Genomic DNA, 605 nt, shown 5'->3' on the forward strand with positions numbered 1-605 from the left:
GGCTGCATCCGAACTGGATGCCGCCTTCCTTGATGTTGGGACACGAGATGTTGATCTCGAGGGCGTGCACGCCCTCCGCGTCCGAGAGCACGCGTGCCACCTCGCAGTACTCCTCGACGGTCGTGCCGCAGATGTTGACGATGACCGTCGCGCCCAGCCGGCGCAGCTCTGGCAGGCGTTCGCGGACGAAACGGTAGACGCCGATGCCCTGCAGGCCGATCGCGTTGAGCATGCCGGCCGGCGTTTCGACGATGCGTGGGGGCGGGTGTCCTTCGCGCTCGGCGAGGAACAGGCCTTTGACCGCGACCCCGCCCAGCGTCGACAGGTCCATCGACGAGGCGTACTCGAGTCCGTACCCGAAGCAGCCGGAGGCGGCGATCACCGGGTTGGCGAGGTGGGCTTCGTCGACGAGTCCGTCCGAAGCGATGAAGTCGATGTCGTGGCAGTCGATCACGAGGCTGCGGGCGCCGTCGCTCAGCATCTCCGTAGCTGTCTCGTGGAGCTTGGGAGCGGTGACGGCATCCACTTCTCCGCGGACACGGATCACACCGACGTCACCGACGATTTCCGTGTTGAGCTGCATTCGTCCACCCTGGGTCTAGAGG

1 protein-coding gene is annotated in these 605 nt (G+C 66.0%); it reads right to left on the reverse strand.

Features of this window, described 5'->3' with window-relative positions:
• Positions 1–583, reverse strand: a 583-nt coding sequence (locus I6F37_RS38450; protein WP_368736810.1) for an STAS domain-containing protein, incomplete at its 3' end; no start/stop codon positions are given.
• Between the last annotated feature and the right edge of the window lie 22 nt (positions 584–605).

Origin of the sequence: Bradyrhizobium sp. NBAIM08, assembly GCF_020193935.1 — a bacterium.
Taxonomy (GTDB): domain Bacteria; phylum Pseudomonadota; class Alphaproteobacteria; order Rhizobiales; family Xanthobacteraceae; genus Bradyrhizobium; species Bradyrhizobium yuanmingense.